The 15,628-nt window shown below is 43.4% G+C and carries 21 protein-coding genes; 7 read left to right on the forward strand and 14 right to left on the reverse strand.

The window, feature by feature from the left end; all coding sequences use genetic code 11:
- Positions 1–873: 873 nt before the first annotated feature.
- From V7K98_RS12300 to V7K98_RS12360, 13 genes are all read right to left on the reverse strand, one after another.
- Positions 874–1,164 carry a hypothetical protein gene (locus V7K98_RS12300; RefSeq protein ID WP_335022091.1) on the reverse strand — a complete coding sequence of 97 codons (291 nt, stop codon included), beginning with the start codon at positions 1,162–1,164 and terminating at the stop codon, positions 874–876.
- On the reverse strand, positions 1,164–1,616 hold the full coding sequence (locus V7K98_RS12305; protein WP_335022093.1) for a hypothetical protein: 453 nt from the start codon (positions 1,614–1,616) through the stop codon (positions 1,164–1,166). The genes V7K98_RS12300 and V7K98_RS12305 overlap by 1 nt, the downstream gene beginning before the upstream one ends.
- Positions 1,613–1,864: a hypothetical protein gene (locus tag V7K98_RS12310; RefSeq protein ID WP_335022095.1), complete on the reverse strand. Its 252-nt coding sequence runs from the start codon at positions 1,862–1,864 to the stop codon at positions 1,613–1,615. The genes V7K98_RS12305 and V7K98_RS12310 overlap by 4 nt, the downstream gene beginning before the upstream one ends.
- A 2-nt stretch (positions 1,865–1,866) precedes the next feature.
- Positions 1,867–2,463, reverse strand: a complete 597-nt coding sequence (locus V7K98_RS12315; RefSeq protein WP_335022097.1) for a hypothetical protein — start codon at positions 2,461–2,463, stop codon at positions 1,867–1,869.
- A gap of 102 nt (positions 2,464–2,565) precedes the next feature.
- The gene (locus tag V7K98_RS12320) at positions 2,566–3,435 is read right to left on the reverse strand and encodes a hypothetical protein (RefSeq protein WP_335022099.1); all 870 of its coding nucleotides are present in this window, start codon (positions 3,433–3,435) and stop codon (positions 2,566–2,568) included.
- The gene (locus V7K98_RS12325; protein WP_335022101.1) at positions 3,436–5,994 is read right to left on the reverse strand and encodes a hypothetical protein; all 2,559 of its coding nucleotides are present in this window, start codon (positions 5,992–5,994) and stop codon (positions 3,436–3,438) included.
- Positions 5,995–6,432, reverse strand: coding sequence for a hypothetical protein (locus V7K98_RS12330; RefSeq protein ID WP_335022103.1), 438 nt, complete (start codon positions 6,430–6,432; stop codon positions 5,995–5,997).
- Positions 6,432–6,788: a hypothetical protein gene (locus V7K98_RS12335; RefSeq protein ID WP_335022105.1), complete on the reverse strand. Its 357-nt coding sequence runs from the start codon at positions 6,786–6,788 to the stop codon at positions 6,432–6,434. Before V7K98_RS12335 ends, V7K98_RS12330 begins: the two co-directional genes overlap by 1 nt.
- Before the next feature lie 369 nt (positions 6,789–7,157).
- Complete coding sequence (locus tag V7K98_RS12340; protein ID WP_335022107.1) at positions 7,158–10,118, reverse strand: phage/plasmid primase, P4 family; 2,961 nt, start codon at positions 10,116–10,118, stop codon at positions 7,158–7,160.
- Positions 10,119–10,245: 127 nt separating this feature from the next.
- A complete protein-coding gene (locus V7K98_RS12345) occupies positions 10,246–10,533 on the reverse strand; it encodes a hypothetical protein (RefSeq protein WP_335022109.1) in 288 nt (95 codons plus the stop codon).
- A 129-nt stretch (positions 10,534–10,662) separates the two neighbouring features.
- On the reverse strand, positions 10,663–10,953 hold the full coding sequence (locus V7K98_RS12350; protein ID WP_335022112.1) for a hypothetical protein: 291 nt from the start codon (positions 10,951–10,953) through the stop codon (positions 10,663–10,665).
- Between the two features lie 5 nt (positions 10,954–10,958).
- The gene (locus V7K98_RS12355) at positions 10,959–11,243 is read right to left on the reverse strand and encodes a hypothetical protein (RefSeq protein WP_335022114.1); all 285 of its coding nucleotides are present in this window, start codon (positions 11,241–11,243) and stop codon (positions 10,959–10,961) included.
- Positions 11,224–11,448 carry a hypothetical protein gene (locus tag V7K98_RS12360; protein WP_335022115.1) on the reverse strand — a complete coding sequence of 75 codons (225 nt, stop codon included), beginning with the start codon at positions 11,446–11,448 and terminating at the stop codon, positions 11,224–11,226. Before V7K98_RS12360 ends, V7K98_RS12355 begins: the two co-directional genes overlap by 20 nt.
- A gap of 97 nt (positions 11,449–11,545) precedes the next feature.
- Between V7K98_RS12360 and V7K98_RS12365 the strand changes: the two genes are divergently transcribed.
- Positions 11,546–11,863, forward strand: coding sequence for a KGK domain-containing protein (locus tag V7K98_RS12365; RefSeq protein ID WP_335022117.1), 318 nt, complete (start codon positions 11,546–11,548; stop codon positions 11,861–11,863).
- A 78-nt stretch (positions 11,864–11,941) separates the two neighbouring features.
- Here the strand turns inward: V7K98_RS12365 and V7K98_RS12370 are convergent, their stop codons facing one another.
- Positions 11,942–12,331 (reverse strand): hypothetical protein, encoded by a 390-nt coding sequence (locus V7K98_RS12370; protein ID WP_335022119.1) that lies wholly within the window; start codon positions 12,329–12,331, stop codon positions 11,942–11,944.
- 313 nt (positions 12,332–12,644) lie between these two features.
- Here V7K98_RS12370 and V7K98_RS12375 point away from each other — a divergent pair, with 313 nt between their 5' ends.
- From V7K98_RS12375 to V7K98_RS12400, 6 genes are all read left to right on the forward strand, one after another.
- Entirely contained in the window at positions 12,645–12,995 is a 351-nt protein-coding gene (locus V7K98_RS12375) for a hypothetical protein (RefSeq protein ID WP_335022121.1), read from the forward strand.
- A gap of 6 nt (positions 12,996–13,001) precedes the next feature.
- Positions 13,002–13,367 carry a hypothetical protein gene (locus V7K98_RS12380; protein ID WP_335022123.1) on the forward strand — a complete coding sequence of 122 codons (366 nt, stop codon included), beginning with the start codon at positions 13,002–13,004 and terminating at the stop codon, positions 13,365–13,367.
- 79 nt (positions 13,368–13,446) lie between these two features.
- Positions 13,447–13,650 carry a hypothetical protein gene (locus tag V7K98_RS12385; protein WP_335022125.1) on the forward strand — a complete coding sequence of 68 codons (204 nt, stop codon included), beginning with the start codon at positions 13,447–13,449 and terminating at the stop codon, positions 13,648–13,650.
- Positions 13,650–13,772 (forward strand): hypothetical protein, encoded by a 123-nt coding sequence (locus V7K98_RS12390; RefSeq protein ID WP_335022127.1) that lies wholly within the window; start codon positions 13,650–13,652, stop codon positions 13,770–13,772. The genes V7K98_RS12385 and V7K98_RS12390 overlap by 1 nt, the downstream gene beginning before the upstream one ends.
- Entirely contained in the window at positions 13,762–14,124 is a 363-nt protein-coding gene (locus V7K98_RS12395) for a hypothetical protein (RefSeq protein ID WP_335022129.1), read from the forward strand. The genes V7K98_RS12390 and V7K98_RS12395 overlap by 11 nt, the downstream gene beginning before the upstream one ends.
- Positions 14,121–15,365 (forward strand): hypothetical protein, encoded by a 1,245-nt coding sequence (locus tag V7K98_RS12400; protein ID WP_335022130.1) that lies wholly within the window; start codon positions 14,121–14,123, stop codon positions 15,363–15,365. Before V7K98_RS12395 ends, V7K98_RS12400 begins: the two co-directional genes overlap by 4 nt.
- Positions 15,366–15,628 lie beyond the last annotated feature (263 nt).

The raw sequence follows: 15,628 nt of genomic DNA on the forward strand, positions 1-15,628 counted from the left end.
GTTACCCCACCCTATCCCTCCCCTTATAAAGGGGAGGGAACTGGAAATATCATTTCCCCCTTGTAAAGGTAATTTATTCTTTCGACAGATTCAGTACGGCTACTCATGAGGGAACTGGAAATATCATTTCCCCCCTTGTAAAGGGGGGATTAAGGGGGGTAAAACGGCTGTGGGACAAAGCTTTGAGCTTAAGTTGACACCAATGGGTATCAACCTTCTCCCGGATACAAAGTCAATTCATAGTCAAAGTCAAGTTAAAAAATGTAAAAACCACCGCTAGTTTTTCTACAGTTACTAAGGTGGTTTTCTTCAATCCTTGATATATCAAGGCTTTTTACCTATTTAAATATGCCAGGAACCGGACTTGAACCGGTGACACGAGGATTTTCAGTCCGAAAGAATTTTGGCTTTGAGTCCCTGCTAGTAATCACTTCTTAGATTTTTATCCCGAAATTTTGCCTAAACCTTGCCTAATAAGGCTGCGATCTCACTACCAAGTCGTCTGATCAATGGACTCTTAATCTATTGGTTCTGAGTTCGAATCTCAGGTCACCCACTACTTCCAGCACTCTAAAATCATCCTTGACTAATTCTTGACTAAATCAAGTTTGCGGCACGCTCCAAAAGCCCCATTCATCAAGGGTAAATGCCACTAAAGCTTTGACTAGTTTGAATAAAAACGCCTACTAGAGTGAATCCCCAGTGAGTAAAATTAGTTAGCCCAGTAGTCTAAGGTAGGACGGCTTGTAGCGGGTTAACCGGTTCCGAGAAATCCTGGTTCAAATCCAGGCTGGGCTATAAATCCCCAATGCCCAATGCCCAATTTGTCTAGAGTCCCCATAAAAGTTTCAGTTACCCTGAATCCCCAGAGGATTACTCGCTTGCCTTGCCACGAATTAACCAAGCCTTGATTTCTCTAAGTTCATTATTCTGATCCGCCATTTGCTCATCTATGTCCTTGAAGCCGTAGGCGATATTTTTGGAAATCTCTGACTGATTTCTAACCAGGTGATCAAAATTGCGCTTATCGTTAAGGGCTTTCTCGGCATCAGTAACAGCTTTCTGAATTGTTTGCTGCCGTTTGCCGTTCCACCAAGCGACCCAGCCAGACAGAGAACCCACAAGAGCTAGTAAAAAGCCTGCCATAGCAGGATCAAATTTCATTATATTCCTAGTGCTATTTTTATCGCTGTTACATCATTTTCTAGCGTTGACGTATCTATTCCTTCATATTGATAAATAGCGACGTTTGCGCTAGTAAACCATTTAGGAACTTGAAGAGATAAGAAATAATTAATATTCAAGTCACTAAAAAATATTAAATTAAATTTGCCTAAGAATAAACTTTCTGGTTCACCTACAAAACTTGCACCCAAACCAGTTGTTAAACTACGGCGCAAATATCCGGCATACTTCCAAATCTTGCCTACAGGAACAGCAGTATTGACAGAGACGGCAATGATAGATTTATCGAAAACTACAGGAATATTTATTTCAGTTATTCTTTGATAAATTGGCTTTCCTGATGAATCGTTGAGGTAACTTACAGCAGGGAAAGACTCACTGTATTGCAAATGCCAATTACTTTCTATCCCTAGCTGTAAATTGCGTGTCATCTCATCAATAAAGCCATGTGTTCTTCAACTTCACCAACAAAACGAAAAGGGTCAATTCCAAAATGGTTCAGTAATTCAAAATAGCTGTAATCATCCAACGTGCCGTTTAGCCATTGACTAGCAGCACCATTGATAATAAGCATTCCTTGAACAGTATTATCATCAGCATCTCCCTGAACAGATACAGTTAATAAATCGCTGATGTCTGGCGGAACCCACAGCAAATTATTGTCAGATGCAATTGACATTTTTATACACCTTCTGGGACGAAGCGATATTTGCTAGCTAAAGCATTTTCGCTTCCAGTAAATAATGCATTAAATGCGGATTTGGCTTTAATAGCTGTAACTACACTGTCATAGGTATCAGCAGCTATTTTTTTTCCAAAATGGGCAGTAACAGAATCATTTTCATGTCTGTAATATTGTCTGCCTGTAATCCGAGAAGCTTCTTTAGTTGTTGATGTTTGTACCCGTTGGATAACCGTAAGCTTTGCAAACTTGAATTTTTTGACACTATCAAGAACGTCAGGAGTTGTTAAGGCTGCAACTTCAGTAGTACTGAAAGTAAATTCATCAACTATTCCTTTTATAGTTGTAGCAAGAGCCGATCCTCTGCCAGCTTGGGTGGCTGAAATTAATCTTGTAGGAAGATAAACAAGTCCCGATCCATTTTGATCGAATGGAATAATATAGCCAGGAACTCGTTCAGTTTTTACTCGATTGGCAGGGGTTGTAATAGCTGCATACGATGCCTGCCGCTCTCCTGTATTTTTGTTAAGCCACACTATATAATTTGCATGGTCTTTAGCTAAACTAACACCACGACTAATGTCTTTATAAGCCATTTTTTTTTCAATAAAACCCGACTGCAAATCAACTATAGCAACAGTTTTCGCATGGTTTGTTTTTCGGAAACATATATGTTTCCTTTAGTTTTTAGCGTGGTTTTAAATTTTAACTAAGGGAGTATATCTAGATGTCGTATCTATTAAAAATACTGGTTGTGGTTCGCCTGGAATTAATGCGTAGGCATACCGAAATCTCACATTTACTACACGTCGATAAGCACGTTTTTTACGGGTTTTACCCATAATTACTTGAGTTTGGGTAACAGCACCTACAGTACTTGGTTTTTTCGGATTACTTACAGTAATTTTTTCCTCATCAAAAGGGACATCAATTACATTGCACATTCTCCTATAAATATCAATTGCATCAGCTTCTGTACTACTTAATACTCTCCGCCCTATAGAGAATCCATGTTTTGGGTCTTTGTAGCCAACTGCCAAATTACCTTTAGTAAGGATAATTCCTTGTTTAGCATCTACAAATTGTGTTTTTATTTCAGTCGCTATCTCTACTAATTTAGAATGCAAGTTAGTAGAGGTATTTTCTAAATCCATTAATCTAACGCTGTATTCAGCATCAGCTTTATAATCTTGAGTAGCTGGTACAGACGCAGAATCTTGGGAAAAATAAAATACTATTTTTGGATGTCCTTCAACTGGCGGCTCAATATTTTCTATAGAGCCATAGTAGATAGCTAAATTTTTTCTGCCATATCCCAACAAATCAAACAATAAATGATGCCGCAAGTTCATCATTAATTGATTATCAGAGTCCTGCATTGTGCAGGCAACTCTTAAACTACTTCTAGCGGTTGCAATATTTGGTTTCCAATCTTCTCCCAAATCAGAGAAGTATCGACTTACTAAAATATTGTGTTGAGGTATGTAAATTTTTTGTAAATGTTCAAATGGATCGAAGCCATCGGGAAGAGAATCTTCTGGTGGCGACTTTGGTACGATTTCTGTCATCTAATCGCCTCCATCAAAAATATCTTCTAGCACTAGCTCAAGGAAATTAGTGCTGTCAGCTTTAGATTGATTTTCTTTCGCCTCTACAACAATTGGAACTGGTATCTCTAAACCTGGTTTGTAATGAACAACTTTACCCTCTGAGTCCAAGATTGGTCGTCCATATTCATCTTTAGGGTCAGTCTGTGAAATCTCTCGTTTGAGGTCAGCGACACTAGTATTAATTCCTCCAAGAGCTTCTTTAATAGCAATTGGTATTGCAACTACCATAGCAATAGCTTGGGCTTTTTCATTAGCATTGTTCAAGAAAGTAAAAAACTTCCCTTTTAAATTTGGTTGTGGGTTCATAAAGTTATAGGCTTTTTCGCCGACAGCACCCCACTTTTTAAGTGCATTACCAATCTGTGCGACATTACCAGCAACAACTTCTAAACCAGCCGTAATAATTCCACCAAGGTTAGTAATCTGATTAAATACATTTGACGCAGCTTGGTAAATTCTGTTTGCCTTTTGGAAATCTTCACTCAATTCTCTGTAATTAGCTTCACCAATAGTATCTGCAATTATTTCATGCGCTGCTTTACCTAGTACAGTGCTAAGGCTTATTGGTGTACCATCAATTCCTTTCGGCAACAAGAAGCCCGTCACTTGATCAATAATACTAATTAATGTTTGCCCAAGATTATTACTAAGCATCAAAGCATTGTGAATTGTTGCAGCAAATGTCATTACATTTAATGCTGCACTGAAAACTACACTACTACCTATCGCTGTAGTTAGTGCTGTCAGCGCTGTGAAACCAGTACCAACAAATGTTTTCAATCCTCCTATAGCACTTGCTGCACTTGCACGAGTTGTTGTATGTTGTGCTGCAATAAATCCACGTAATGAAGCTAAATCTGCTGGATTCATATTTCCGTCTCTTCCATTTACCCCATTCCTGCCAGGGAATCCTTGCCTTCCTGGTGCGCCGTCTCTACCAGGTTGCCCAGGCACTTGAACAACAGTTGTTATACCGTCTCTACCTGGAATGCCTTGTCTCCCATCAATCCCATTTCGCCCGTCCCTGCCGGGTATTCCAGGTATGCCCTGTAATCCGCGCAGTGCTTTGAATCCTTGGTAAAGTGCGATCGCTGTTAGTGCTGTAGTTAGTGCTGTACCTGCTTTACCCAGGGCATCACCAGCAATACTTTTGGCTTGTTCACCAATACCTTGGGCTTCAGTAGCTTTTTTGTATGCGGTTGTGGCGTTAGCGTTGGCTGTCGCTGCATTACGTACTGCGCCATCGGCTGTTAGTTGAGCTTGCAAAGCGTTGCTGTTTGCGGTGGTTCCAATCGCCTCTGCTCTTGTCGCTGTTACTTGCGCCGCACCTGCTTGCAATCGTGCAGCTTCACCAATGCCTTTAGCATCAAGGGCAATATTTTTTACTTCTCCGATTGTTGCTTCATTTCTTGAGATGCGATTTTGTAAACCAAGTAATTTACCGAGAATACCAGAGACATCATTCCCAAGCCTGACTATTGCATTTTCAATTGCATCAATACGATCGCCAAGTATTAACAAAGTTTGTAGTTGCTCTATGAGAGTGGCAATGGCCGCGAGAGCATTAAATATTTCAAGTACTTTTCCTGCCAATCTACCTGTAGCAGCTAATGCTTCACTACTTATACCAACCGCTTTTGCGGCTTTGGTAATTGCATCACCAGCCAGTTTTTCAACTTTGCCGATTAGTTCTCCTAGTTGATTTACTTTAGCGCCTATACCATTAATTATTCCCTTCAAACCCCCTACTGCATTACTAGCGTCAAGAGCTTCCTTCGATGCCCTGGCTGCCGTAGATATGGCAGTTGTGGACTGATTCACTGCATTGCCTGCCTTAAAATCTGCTTGATTAGCAATACCTTTTGCAAGTTCTGATTCCAGTGAAGCCGCTCTGGATATTTCTAGTGAGCTAGTTGACACTCTTTCAGCATTTAAGCTTTTATTTATAGCTGCATGTGATTCATCAAAGGCATGATTGGCGATAGTTTTGGCAGTACCTGCGACAGATGAAGCTTGATTAGCTGTAGATTCAGCAGATACTGCTTTTGTATTTGCTCCTCGTGCTGTAGCTGTGGCAGTTCCTGCTTCATTTTTGGCGGATAGCGCCTCATTTTTAGCCTTAACTGCTTCTGATATAGATTCTTCTGCTTTTCGCTTGGCTGCAAGTGAATTACTTTCAGCGTTTGTAGAGGCACTTTCAGCGCTAAATGCTTTTGCGAGCGCCGTCCTTGCTGTAGAAATTCCATTATCTATCTGTGGCTGTAGTTTCGTTGTTACTACTACAATTCCACCTGCTACTGCTGCGCTAATATCTGGCTGTAATGCTAATTTTGTAGTTTGTACAATTGTTGGTTTACTTTCATCAACTACATTTTGAGCTATTAATCTTACCTTCCCTTCAGTAATCAGCTTTGCATTGATAGCATCAATTTGAGCCTGTAATTTTGCACAACAATCACACTTACCAGCACAATTAAGTGCGCTTTGCAGATTACCTATAGTGCTAGAAGCGCTCACTTATCCACACTCCTTACTTCTAATTTGTGAAGCTAAACCTTCAATTTGCGACCAATCACTATTGCTGATACACTGACCACTACACCCAGTGCCGCAAGCTAATTCACAATCGCTCAAGGAAGCGTACAAACCAGGGGTATTGTATGCACTATTTTTTATGCAACCTCCATTTATGCAGTCGTATTTAGATGTGTCTGCTTGTCCGGCATCGGGTGTAAAAACAGAGCTTGTAATGTTTACAGTGCTAAACTGACCAGCAAAATAAGGCGGCTCCATATTGCGCCCATCACATGCAGATCGCAATATCGCTTGACCTCCTTCATTGCTAAAGAATGGGCTATCATCTTCAGTTGAATTTGGATATATAGCATCAGGCCGAGGGCTATCCCGAAAAGTATATGAGATTGTCCATCTACCTTTCCGCCCGGTGCAAGTCATTAGTAATCACCTGGGTTGATAGTCGAACCAGTGTCAATTTTGGCGAGTGATATTGTCTTTTGATCTTGCCGATAAGCAGTGTTATCAGTTCCTCTAGTTGTGAAGCTGGAAAAGCCATCTGTAACTATTAAAGATTGGTCGATGTTTGCATCGAAGTTAGTTTGAGTTAAATAAGATTCAGCATTTTTTACAATCGCTACTAAATGCCCTTCTGCTGTTGCAGTTGATGGTGTAGCTAACCCGGCTGCTGTCAGTGCGCTATCAGGAATAAATAACCCAGAGGTAGAAGTAGTAGCACCATTTGCTAATCTCGTTGCACCAGTTCCGAAGACTTGCACTAAACTTGGTTCTGACATTTCAAATAAAAGCGGATTTTATGAAGTGAATAAATCCGTTGTATTCGGTTTACAAATTCATGTAAATGTTCCAGTTTTATGTAGAAGTGGAACATCGAAGTATTCCACAAGCCTTACCTAGAGACAATTACAGCGAAATCACTTATGTAAGCATCAAAAATGTACCTGTTTTACCTTGTTGGGAGGCAAAACAGGAAGTTCAAATCAATAGTTGATTTTTAAAAACAGTACTTATTCGTAGTTAATTTTTATTGCAAATAGCGATCGCTTTTGACTTATCGTTTCAGGGCGAATACCCTAAAGTTCAAGTATTCACATGTTTTCGGCGATCGCACTCAAGAGAGAAGGGCGATCGCTTTTCATTGGGCATCAGGTATTGGGTTCACTGAGCTTACTGGACTTAACATAGTCAAACCTGCCAGACGCATACTCTATCTGCAATTCCCTGCCATTGTTTCTGAAACCGACAATCTTCACCAGTTCTCCGCCGTACATAGCAGTTCTTCCCGGTTCCGGCTTCCATGACAATGCCGTAAGGTCAGACAGCTTAACGCGGATTACTTCTATGTCGCCAGCAAGAATGACTTTAGCCTCTGCTTTGGTGACGATTATTTCTTGGATTTTCGCTTTTTTATTGTGCAGTGAGCAGTGACAGATATCACCTTTCAGTAAGACGGTAAAAGTAGGACTGGTTTTTGATGGTGAACATTTCTCAAATTCTCCAGCTAAAAAGCGTAATCCCGATTCAGTCTTGATAACTCTATCGGCAAGTCTATCAATAGTTTCTTCCCTTCCAATTAGTTCGGGTCTGCCAGGGCAGGCGGTGATACGGATTGTGTCTCTAGTTTTAAAACCAAGTTCCGCTAGTTTGGGCTGACGTACTACATCGCAGTTGTCCTCGATGGGAAAGTGAACTTCAATTTCAGATTTTTCCTCTATATAAGTTGGGGTTACATCAGCACTATCCGTCATCTCTTTATCTGGCAGGGGTTCTGACCCGTCACCTGACCCGTCACCTGACCCGTCACCATCCGTCACCCGTTTCATGAGTAAGTAATCGTATGTTGGGATGTGTTCATCTAAACAAGTCCTTAACCGTAGTCCCCTGAGAAACTTGCCAGTCTTGGTATGCTCTTTTTGGACTGGCCACTTCAGAATTGTCTGGCAAAGCTCTATTAAATCGGGGCTAAAAACCTTGATACTCTTGGGCGAATCGCCAGAAGCCTGACAATGGCGGTTATAAGATCCAAACAAGGTCTGAGTTTGTTCGCCATTTGCACCTTCGTTTCTGTCGTTCCCGATCGCAGTCACCGCGTTTGCATCATAAATAACTTTGTCATTGATCCAGGCGGCGACTGAATCACCCTTCATTTGGTTGTTCCAGAATTCTAAGGTACATTCTGGGATTTCTTTCTTGCCTCTGAGGACTGCGGTAACGCGATCGTCACTGATTGACAGCAAGTAGTTGGTAAATGCTGCTAATTCCGGCTCGAATATGTTAGATAACTGTTGGCGCTTCGCTTCGGGAACAGTGTTGTTACAGGGAACGGTGATGGTTCGACGTTTAGCTCGGCTGCTACTGCCACCACTGAAAACGGGGAAATTGGAGACTACTAAGGTCATTCCCTGGTAGTCAAAGTTGAAAGATTTCTGTCTCTTCTCTTCAGCCCTAACCTGGTCTTCACCAGTCAAACTGAGGAATCTGCCTATGCTTCCCCTGTAAGGATCTTCGTCTGGGAATATCACCAGTCGCTTACCGAAAGCATTCGCTCCCTCAAATTGATTGGTACACCAGATGGGGAGATTAGTTACCAAAACATTTTGCTTACCAACTAATTCAGTCAGTAATCTGGTGAATGTTCCCTTACCCGTTCCACCCAATCCAATGAGGTGAAGAAATTTCTGTAAGTCGTATCGACCTTTGATTACTGCGTTACAGTAACAAATCAGTAATTCCTTGATGTCAGCATTGCCAGCCGCCAGGTGTTCTAGGAATGTGTTGATACTTTCCCAGGTTCCACCAAGAGCAGAATAATCTCTTGGCAAGCACCAAGTCAGCCGATATTTAGGGTCGTGTGGCAATAGTTCACCCGTTTTAACTTCTGCCACGCCATTGAGGAACGGTAGAAATTCGCGGGATGAGACTTGGTTCCACTGACGCTCGACAAGCTCGTGCCGAAGGATTTTTACAATACCTGTGACATAATCGGGACCAAAATTGTAAGCTCCTTCCTCCACAATAATTTTATAGATTAGGGATTCCATGTATTCGGGGGATTCGTTAGACCAAACCCCGTCAAAGTCAGCTGCGTATCTGCGCCATTGCTTTGTTTCGTTGTCGAATGCGAACTTCTCGCGGTGATACGCGGCTATTCTTTTCGCCATCTGGTCAGGGGGCGGGTTTTTGTGTTTCTCTTCTTTTTCAGATGAGACATGACCACCTGGCTTGAATTGCTTCTCCAATCTGGCGATCGCTCGATTGTAAGCTGAGTCAAAAGCACCAAATCCTTTGTTAACCATCAGGTCGTCTACTCCTTTGCCATCTTCTGATGACCAGACAATATCTTCTCTGTAGGTCTTAAATCCATCCCTCTCCAAGACATTTCCTAAATCTCGTTTGGCAGCATTAACCCGATGTCTGGTTTTTTCTTTGCTGTCACGGTCTAGGGCAAACAGCCAAATTGCACTCTCTTGGTTGAATCGTCTCAGATCCGGAATTAGTTCTTGCCGTCCACCGGAGCTACAGCCATAGAGTGGGAGCGGGACATATCCCTGACTGAGCATGGATAGCCCCTTCTTACCACCTTCGCCAATAATACGGGGAAGGGGAGCGGTTTCAACCCATTCCCAGAAACTGCCGTCCATTGGCACTTCTACCCCATACCGGGAAGCAATGCGTTTTCTCGTAGATGGGGGAACTGGTGGGAGATAAACGCGATCGCCATTGCCTTTGGGAGCTAAATAACTGTAAGGTCGCTGACGGTCTTCGTCCCAGAGGGAGACAACGGCTTGCCAGACCGTACCATCTTCGTTCATAAAGAAAGCGGCGTACATTGGCTCTTTGACTTGTTGGGTAAATCGGGTAAACGTCCAATTTAATGCCTCATGAATGGGGGTAGTAACTTCTCCGCCATAGTCAAATTCTTGGTCTTCATGAAATTCAATGCAATATTTAAATAGCTCTGAATCAATGCCACTGCCGTCTATAAAGTTAGTTTCGACGAACTCTTTAAACTCGTTAAAGGATTGGAATCTGTTTCTGGGATTAGGCTGTTGATATTCAGCACTTAGCGCCGGAGATGCTTGCTGTGAGAGAGTTACGTTAATCATTTCTCCCTCCAAATATGCTATAATTTAATGAAATTGATGTTTTATTTGGCTGAGGAATGCTGTTACATTCACTCAGCTTTTTATGTCTGTTTTTCATGTCTTTCTCCTGGTAAAAATAGCTGTTTACTTAAAAAGGGATGCCATCAATGATGCCGTGGTCTACTTCAATTCCTTGTGTTTTCATGTAATTTATAAATCCCTGAACAGCAGCATGAGGAGCATTTGTAGCTACCCTTGTGGGGTAAACAAAGGACAATCTGATTACGAATAATTCATGTGCCCATTTTGGCAAGCGAATCACTAGGTTAAGGCGTACTGTTTCAATCTCGAATATGAAGCGATTGAAGTGGGGTGAGTGCATAGCACCCCACTGCCAAAATCTAAAAATTATCGCTGTTGGGTTCGGCTTTTTCATTGGTGACGGGTTGGTGACGGGTGAGGTGACGGGTGAGGTGACGGGTCAGAATCGTTGCTGTGTAAGGTGGTGACGGGTGAGGTCATTATTAGCCAATTTTTTAGGCAACTGCGATCGCACTTTACAAGTTCAAAATCCATCGGGACAATTGAGCTTGCGTTGCTCTTGCTCCTCTAGCAATTTGAGAATCTGTTCTGCTGCAAAGGAGCGATCGTAGTGTGGCAGCCCAGGGCTGGACATCGCCGCGAGCAAAAACTTAACCTGTTCCGGTTTGTCAATGTCTAAGAACGGAACCATGTTTAGAATTAACCTGGCATAAGCTCGTACTTCTCCGTGGGTAAGCTTTGCAGCTTCTTTGTTATCTTTGATTTTTCCAAGAAAATGAACGATCGCCTTATTAGAGTTGTCGAAGCCAAACATTTTGGTTAACTAGGGATTGGGGAATCGGTCAGTTGCAGGTAAAGCAGAAAGTTGTCTAACTCCTCTTCGGTCAGCATCAACCGCGATCGCTTCCCGTAATACTTCACCAAATGCTCTCGCCCCTGTTCTGTTGTCCAGCCCAATCGCTGCATTTCGGCATCTGTCTTGTTTATGAGGTTGTCGAAGTTTGGGTATGGTGGTTTAAAGGGCATAGGGCATTGGGCATTGGGCATTGGGCATTGGGCATTGGGTAAGAGCGATCGCACTCCCTTAAACAGCAGTGAAGTCAACGTAATAGTCAGTCCCTACAGAAAACTGAGCAGATGCCTCTGGGTTGGTAATTTGAAGTTCAATCCAACCGGCTGGTGTCGCTTTCCAAAAGGTCAGGTTTTCTTCGTTGGGTGGGTTGCTGGTTACTGGGGTGAGGATAACTGTTTCTGTCTGGGTTTCGTGGTTGAGAGTCTTTTGCTGACAGGTGAATTTAGCTCTGATCATTGGTTTTATTCCTTGGTGGTCTGGGAAAGATTAGGGAAGGCGGATCAAGTTTGCAGCTTGAGCCGCCATGTTGTTAACCGAAAGAGAAAATCTAAAAATGGAACTAAATCAAAATGACGTTGTGACGATGCACAGCGCATTCACTTTTAAGGCTGGAGAAACCTTGAAAGTAAGTCAGTTGCACGCAGCTATCAAAACTCATCTTGGCGACCCCCTTTGCATGTGGTTTCATGGAACAGGAATTCAGTGTGAGGTACTTCAAATTGAAGGTGGCGGCTGGCAGAAAGGTAAAATTCAGTTTCGGCTGGAGTTTATCCCGGATAACCCAAAAGTCCCTCAGCATAATCCTTCTGTAGTTTCTGGTGAGCCACGATCGCCGTTAGATGATCTCCGATCGCAACTCAATCCCGAATAATCACAGATGCGTCGCCTGCTGATGGCAGTAGGCGACATATCCATGAATAAAGCCGTCTACCTGGATAGGTAAACGGCTTTACTCTTGATTTTGAAGTTCCTCAGTAGAAACTAAATCATATATTTCTTGTTTCAGCGCTTGAACTGCTAGCTTAAAGACTTCTTTCTGCTTCTTAGCCTGAACTAAACGATCTTCTAAATGCTGCTGCTGATCGTCAACATAGTCAAGATAAGCATTCTCGATAAGCTCAAGACGCTCTAAGACTTTGCCAGAAGTAGTTTCTCCTTGTTTTCCTGACCTAGTGGTATTTCCCCTCTGCCTATCTTCGCTACCAGTTCCGATCTGCTCAATCCCATTGATTTGGCTTTGAACAGAAACAAATCCCAATCTTTCTCGCTCAGGTTCAGAGACACATTCTTTGCGTCCTCTGCTAACTTCCGTGGTCTTGCCATTTTCTTGTGTTTTCACAACAGTAAGCCTATTTTACATACCTCAAACTGAATTTCATACCGAAAACTATTGACTTTAGTTTTCGGTATGTTTAATATATCATTAGTTTCCGGTATGTAAAACTTTTTCATACAAGCCCCACCCCAAACCAGGCAGAGATAGCAGCCTGCCAGCACTGAGCAAATACCAAAGACCTGCTAGGGGAAACAGACAACCGATAACTGACAACTGCATTCACCCATAAGTCGTAGCGTCGCTGGGTTAGCAGCCATTAAAAATCCAGAGCAAACTGCCCTGGAGAACCCGATACGAAAATAAATCACATTGAAAGATGGACGAAATGAATCTAACAAAAATGAAGCGACTTGAGATCATTAAGTACAGCAAGAACTTTGACCGCGCCCAATCTTTGGGCTTGAACAGCCTAATTTTCCTAGCGCTGCGGGAACAGACCAGCGTTGCACACCAGTATGAAGAATGCGGATTCCAGGATATTCCCGAAGAACTTATTGCGGGCTGCGACGCACTCGAAAACGATGAGCTACTGGATCTAGCGGGGGAGATTACATTTCATTTATTAGGGGAGAAAATCACCGCGGCGGTAGAGGACGAAAACGCCCAATACCTTGCTGCACAAGCAATCCACGACCAAAATCAGCCCACATTATTGAGCGACTATTAACGCACTATGACCGACCAACAGACCACAGACAAACCCCTTAACGGGCGACTGACAAGCACCGTTAACAGCCGCAAAGGGCGAAAGAAGGAATGGAAGGACTTAACTATTGACCCACTCTCCGAAGGGTATGACAGCCATCAAGCCGACTATGTAGTGGGTAAAGCACCGATTACTTGGGCCTTGCTTGAAGTCGGTCAACTATTCTCGCGTTCCAAATCTGGAAAGAACTTACACGTCAAATTAAACGAAGGTCGGGCCATGTGTTTGGATACCCGACGACCAATTGAATTCAAACCGGCAATTCGCCAGTCTCAACAGGTTTGGGTCGTGACTAATTTCAACTCGACCAGTGCAAGTAAAACGGATTTTTAAAGGCGATCGCATTTTCCCAAGAAGCACGATCGCCGTTGTCATGCGGCCACATCAATGAAAACCACACACATTCAAGATTATGACAGAAGACATCAACAAATCCTACGTCCAGCGCTATGTTGCTAAAGCCAGGTCAACAGACGACGAAAACTTGCAAAATAATGCCCTCTACCGTGCCGGGACGCAGATGGAGGTTATCCCCTGTGACGGTAACGACAAACTGACCCCAGAACAGAGACAGACAGTACTAGATGCCGCCGACAAATTGCTAGGGGGGCAGTAGTGAATCAAGCAATGATATTAATTTGCACTGCTTCGGCTTTAGTAATTGCGATCGCTGCACTTCTGAAGCAGGAGAGTAATCGCCCTTTCTACTTCAAAATCGAGGTGCAGTGTGGCAGATGAGCAAAAAATAGTAGTAGAGGTTCCGAGCGAACGAGGGTATTCCCCAGTCGCTAGTGCAGTCGAACTATCCAGGCTAGAGGAATTCAAAAAAGGGTGGGTGAATGCGATCGCGCTGCCAGACAATCTGCCAGATTTAGTTTATGAACTTGCCTCTACCGTGGCGATTCCTGCTTTATTAAGCAGCTGTTGGGTAAGTATACCCATGCCTAATTTTATTCGCCTGGGGGTATTGGGGATTTTGGCGATCGCTGGGATTGTCCTGCTTTACTTGCGCCAAATCATCCCAGAGGTCAAAGATATTTTGCTGCTGCGAGTTGGGTTAGTCGCTGTGGGGGTACTGCTGGGAATATGAGCGGCGATTTACACCCTTCCCAATTGCATCAACACTTGCAAATGTACGCCTGTGCCAAGTGGTCGTTTTGGGGGAGCTTGGCTGTTAGCTGTGGACTGTTGTTTTTGGGAGCGAGTCAAAAGCCTGAATCAAAGCCGTGGATACTAGCGGCCTCCGTTGGTACTTTAGAAATCGGTCGCAGACATCGCCAAACAGCCAAACTCCTACAAGAATCACTTGGCGACATCGACCGCGCATCACGGATAAACTTTCAAGCTTTGGCTAGAACCCAAACACAGACAACTGCACAGCTAGCCTTGACTGTAGGCAGTTTTAACCAAGACTGGAAACCAGATAATTTAATCACTGACCCAGTTGAGTACGTCAACAAAGTACTAAAACACGTTGCCTTAGTTGGGGGAACCGGTGACGGTAAATCAACGCTGGCTCAATATTTCTCTACCCGCATCGGCGGTAAGGTCGTTGTCTACGATGTAGACAGCGCCAAAGGAGATTGGGGTTGGGTCGAACCGAGCGATCTAATCGGTGACGGTGGCTTGCCGGAAGTGCATAAAGCGATGCAGTCAGCGCTTGACCACTTAGAAAAGATGCGAGTGTACCGTAAGGAAGTTTCAAAAGACATTCCCCAAGAGTTTGCTCGATTTTATATTGCCGAAGAATTCCCGGTACTAGCTGACTGTGGTAATGCGCCACAGTGGATTAGGCAACACGCCAAGGTAGGAAGAAAGCGTAAACAGTTCATTATGGTTCTAGCCCAGAATGATACAGCTGCTAATTTCGCCCTTGAAGGTGACGCTGACATCCTAGATACTTGCTTTGTGCGTATTCGTTTAGGGAAGAAAGCCCAAGATTACGCCAAATCAACACTGAAGAATCCCCAGTTAGAACAATGGCTCAAAGCTGGCGGAAAGAAACGGTTTATGGTCGATGACTGCCCTTGTGAACTGGACTTAAGTAGTTGGGGTCAAAGTGCGATCGCACCTGTGGAAATCTCCGGCGGGGGAAATGATGAGGTGCTAGAGCAATCTTTAGTCATGAATGAGTTTGAGCAATTTATCCTCACCTGGGGACAACAGCACCCAGGAGAGGTTTTGAAAGCGCGAATCCTACTGCAAGCTAGCCGCCTATTTGAGGGGATGCAGCCGGACGAAGTGCGGATCATCTTCGCTTCTATGGCTGATAGGGGATTGGGGGAAGTAGAGGGAAATGGCGATCGCCTGGGCTGGAGGTGGTCAAAATAATGTCTACAGTTTGCCTACAGTCCGTCTACAGACTGTAGGCAAAGCTTTGCAGGTGGATTAATGAGTGATAGGAAGGAATTTTAAGTGCTGTTGCGATCGCTCTTAAATTCACCTGTTGAGGTTATTAAGTCCGTCTACAGCGTCTACAATTTTTTCAGAATAAAAATTCGGCTGTAGACGGCTAAAGTCGCCAACCAAAAAGGCTTTTGGCGATTGTAGACAAAATTTCTGGGGTTTAAAAAACTTAAAAAATCGAAACAATT

Source organism: Nostoc sp., assembly GCF_036917435.1.
In the GTDB taxonomy this organism is placed as follows: Bacteria; Cyanobacteriota; Cyanobacteriia; order Cyanobacteriales; family Nostocaceae; genus Nostoc.